The sequence below is a fragment of the Methanobrevibacter sp. genome, assembly GCF_036307625.1.
Classification (GTDB): Archaea; Methanobacteriota; Methanobacteria; order Methanobacteriales; family Methanobacteriaceae; genus Methanocatella.
Genome location: NZ_JAXJXF010000126.1, coordinates 1 through 4,176, shown reverse-complemented (window position 1 = coordinate 4,176; position 4,176 = coordinate 1). Strand labels below are relative to the sequence as shown.

General features: G+C 36.2%; 8 protein-coding genes. All 8 read right to left on the bottom strand.

The window, feature by feature from the left end; all coding sequences use genetic code 11:
* Positions 1–540 (bottom strand): hypothetical protein (locus UIB65_RS08130; RefSeq protein ID WP_330040837.1); only part of this gene is annotated, 540 nt, incomplete at its 3' end.
* A 14-nt stretch (positions 541–554) separates the two neighbouring features.
* Complete coding sequence (locus tag UIB65_RS08125) at positions 555–1,151, bottom strand: hypothetical protein (RefSeq protein WP_330040836.1); 597 nt, start codon at positions 1,149–1,151, stop codon at positions 555–557.
* Positions 1,141–1,407, bottom strand: coding sequence for a hypothetical protein (locus UIB65_RS08120; protein ID WP_330040835.1), 267 nt, complete (start codon positions 1,405–1,407; stop codon positions 1,141–1,143). Before UIB65_RS08120 ends, UIB65_RS08125 begins: the two co-directional genes overlap by 11 nt.
* 24 nt (positions 1,408–1,431) lie before the next feature.
* The gene (locus tag UIB65_RS08115) at positions 1,432–1,683 is read right to left on the bottom strand and encodes a hypothetical protein (protein ID WP_330040834.1); all 252 of its coding nucleotides are present in this window, start codon (positions 1,681–1,683) and stop codon (positions 1,432–1,434) included.
* Complete coding sequence (locus UIB65_RS08110) at positions 1,684–1,833, bottom strand: hypothetical protein (RefSeq protein ID WP_330040832.1); 150 nt, start codon at positions 1,831–1,833, stop codon at positions 1,684–1,686.
* Positions 1,830–2,021: a hypothetical protein gene (locus tag UIB65_RS08105; protein WP_067040517.1), complete on the bottom strand. Its 192-nt coding sequence runs from the start codon at positions 2,019–2,021 to the stop codon at positions 1,830–1,832. Before UIB65_RS08105 ends, UIB65_RS08110 begins: the two co-directional genes overlap by 4 nt.
* 66 nt (positions 2,022–2,087) lie before the next feature.
* Positions 2,088–2,864, bottom strand: coding sequence for a hypothetical protein (locus UIB65_RS08100; RefSeq protein ID WP_330040830.1), 777 nt, complete (start codon positions 2,862–2,864; stop codon positions 2,088–2,090).
* A gap of 1 nt (position 2,865) precedes the next feature.
* Complete coding sequence (locus UIB65_RS08095) at positions 2,866–4,053, bottom strand: hypothetical protein (protein ID WP_330040829.1); 1,188 nt, start codon at positions 4,051–4,053, stop codon at positions 2,866–2,868.
* Positions 4,054–4,176: the final 123 nt, after the last annotated feature.

The window sequence follows — 4,176 nt, the reverse complement described above, 5'->3', positions numbered from 1 at the left end:
GGCTCCGGTATCTCCTTTAGGTCCTGCAGGTCCGGTATCCCCAGTGTCACCTTTAGAACCGGAACCTCCTGCACCGGCTAATTTAAAACAGTTAACGTAATTGTATTCATCAGAATCAGTTACTGGATGTAGTGCTAGAAATTCACCTTCATCAGATTTGATGGCTCCAGCATCACCTAATTTTATTTTATCAGCAGGTGCAATATCACTAACATTGCTTGCCAGTTTAAGTCTGTATAATTGGCCTAACACTAACACACTAGCTTTTCTATGGCCATTGTCCATAACTACAGGTTCATTAACGATTATGCCTATTGGCACCTCATCATTATCTCCGGTGTATTTTTTAACCATTTCTTTTCCTATCTGTGAATTTGGAGAAATTGTAACTGTATCTTCAGGATAGAGTTTGGCAGTGTATTCATAGCCGATATCCTGGCCGGTTTCGGTCACTACTTCCTTTGATGTTATATCCCCATCATCCAGGAGAAATGTAGTGACTTCTTTTCTTGCTTCCAATAAAACTATTTGATTTGACATTAACATCACCTTTCCTACATTAACACTTCGTATATGTGGTCACCCTTTACATTTGGGTTGCATTTGATATTCATTCCGTATTTTCTGGCTTCACTGCAGAAATACAAGTCTTCAGACAATATTGTGTCATTATCATAGATTACATACTTGAAATAAGGATATGCCATTTTTCTAAAGACATTAACATTAACGAGGCTGATTCCAAGACCGCCGCCTTTAACTTCAAACGGATCATTTAACTCAGACAAGGTTTTCCCATAAATCATGTTTTTGTTATTGAAGTCTTTTCCAAAATCAAATATGATTGTTTCATCTGTTTTTGTCCTTTTCTTGAAATACCATCCTAAAGCAATGTCTGTTTCACATTCCAATAGCTTAACAAGAGCATCCTTTGGAACACTAACATCTGAATCTACCATCAGCACATAGTCAAAGTCATGTTTGATTGCCAGTTTTGCTATTTCGTTTCTTGCACGTGCACAGTCATATCCTTTCACATAATCGAAATAAAGATTAAAATCTTTAGGATTTGTGAGGCCATAAATGCTTTTGAAGCATTGCGGTTTTATGTTTTCAAATGTCGGAACTGCAATTAGAATCTTACCTTTCATCAAGATTACCTTCCAGTTTTTCTATTCGCTCTTCCAGTTCATCCAAATTAATCTTGTCTTCACGCTCACATCTATACTCATACAAATCGATTAGGCCAACAATAACAATAGCTAATGTAAACGGCAATAATCCTTCAATTAAAGCATACTTTGTTGCATTGGTCATTATGATGTTGATGGCTACGGCTGTTAAAACGGCACTTGAAATTGTTTTGGTAAAGTTGCATATGACAATCTTTTTAATTATTTTGTTCATGATAACAATATCCTCCAAAGAATCTTATTTTTCTTCAGGGAATCCCAATACTCTTTTAGCTTTTTGTTTGGTGTCTTCAACATCTCCTTCGCCTCTAATTCTACTTGCGTAATGGCTGGCTATTCCTAAGATTATCATGAGAATGCAGTAAGGAACTGTATTTTCAGTAATTCCCAATGCTTCTGAATAGAGCATGACAATTGGAATGGCTGTAACAAGAAATGAAGTTAAAATGTCAATGTCCTTTCTGTTTCGCTCCAGGAATTCGTAAATCATTTAAATTTCCTCCTCTTTGTATGTGTGGCTGAGAATTATTCCGTCAACACAAATCTTTTCTTCGCTTTGGTATACTTCTTCAGCGTTTTCTTCTACTTTCATCCAGGATTCGTATTCTTCGATTGTTTCAAAATATTTTATGTATTTCATTGTGCCTCCCAAGTAATTGAGTAATATAATATTCCATTTTCGATTTTAAATTCAATAATGGGTTTTACAGCGTAAGGATAGCCACTATCAACATATCTAGTGCCGTTCCAGTAAAACCAGTGGCCTGTTGATTGGTCAATGTACGGGCCTTTGTTTTCTAAAGTTCCTACCAGTTTCCTTATGGTCATGTTATAAACCTCATTATAATATTATATTTTTTATTATATATTTTATTATATTATTTATTATTTATTTTATATAAAATGTACGCCTTTGCCATCATCACATCCTTCCCATTCCATGTAGAGTTTGTTGTCTTCCCATACGAAACGGACGTTATTGACAATAGCTACATCAGGAAGCTCACAATAGGTGACACCGTCTGCATCCTTTACATAATTTGCCTGTGCCATGATGTTTGACTCTGAAGGCACAATCATATTAACGACATGTGTTATTTCGTCCTGTTCAAAATTACAATCTCCAAGATCAATACAGTTTTGAGATTCAGGATACATTTCAACTTCTGACATCTGACGATAAACTCTAATGTAATCAGTATCCTCATTATTTTGAAGATTAACGATTGACAACAGTCTTAAGTCATGGCCTTCAACCGGATTGCATTCACCGTCACTGTCAATGTAGATTCTTATATTCGGCAATATGTCTTCAGCCACTGGCCTTTTGAGTTTCAATCTGAAAACATCTCCTAATACGGCCACAGCAACTAATGTTAATCCCGAAGTCTTGACTTGGACTTTACCTAAAAGATAACCGAAGGCCAGTTCACCTGCCTGAGCTTTTCTAACAATAGTATGTTCCATTGTTGAAGACATATCTAAAGTTACCATGTCTCCGACTGCACATTGATTGGAACAAATCCAAGCCGTATGTTCATCATTAACGTATGTCCTTTCGCCCTCATCTAAAAGACAAGCTATTACGTCCATTTTCTCTGTATGTCCAAGGCCTGTTGGATATCCACGGCCATGCCCAATTGTTGAATTTACATCATAATCAATAATCATTTTAAAACACCCAATCCCAGTTATGGTTAATTATTTTATCTGGAATGTGAAGTCCAGTATCGTCCATGTCCTCATCATTAGCATCCCACATTAACGTGGAGCCTTTGTAAGCTTTGGTATATTCGTGATTTCCTTTATATAAGCGAATGCCTGTTTTATCTCTTTTGGTTACTGTTACTTGAGGAATTCCATTAGCTGCGAATAATGGTGATGGAAATACCATCAGCCATTTCAAATCAACATAATTGAAATCTTCAAAATCAGTTGTAGCATACAATGTTGGAGAGATTTCAATTTCAGCATAATTGGATTGATAAATTTTAGTTGGATTATTTCTGCTGAATCCTTCAAGATAATCTGATATATTTGACGTTCCTGTTCCCACACGGTCATGAAAATGATATTGTTTCCAGTTTCCCTCTTCATCACTTCCCTGATTGTACACGTCAAATGAACTTGCCAATACTAAAGTCTTAGCACCAGTGAACATACAATAATCTTTTTCTCCACCCCAATAGTTGACAGTAGCTTTTACATTAGACTCATCAGGTGAGAGAGTTCCATCAATTTGCATCATGATGCCTCCAATGGTTGAACCATGATATGTTGCATTATCATTAACAAAAACATTACCGTTAATATATTTGAATCTGGCTACAACAACACGATTGTTGGCTAATGGTTGACCTGAGGCAAATGTGGTAAACAAATCAGTTGGAGAGGTTCCTTCAAGGTTAGGAACAAATCTGGCTCTAAGAAAATGACCTCCATCTGTTGAGTCATTATTTGTGCTTAAACCTGAGTAGTTCATGAAAAATTGTGAGTATGTATCAGAATTTGCATCAAACATCAGCACTTCACTGCCGGTTGATAAAGTGCTTGAGAAGGTTGTTCCTGTATCATGGACGTCCAAGAGTAGCTTTGTGGTTTGAGAAATCTGACCAACAGGAACTCTTGCAAGTATCGCTGCACCTTGTGATCCATAAGCTGGAATGTATAATACTTGACATTCAGTACCGTTAGTGGTTTTGATCTTCAGGTTTTTCAAATCACTTCTGAAAAGATTAGCGTATGAACTGCTTGCCAAATTATCCAAAAAGATATAATCATAGGTGGATGAATAGTTACCGCTTCTTTGGTAGTAATTAGTCATGACAATATTTATCTGTAATTTTTTCTGCAATGTCATAATTGACTCTTTCAAAAACTTTGTTGATTTTCAAAATCCTTTTTGCGATTGTCATTCCAAATGAGATCTCTGCGATAGATTCGTTTTAAAACGCCTCGTTTGGTCTTGAATGTTCGTTTTCTT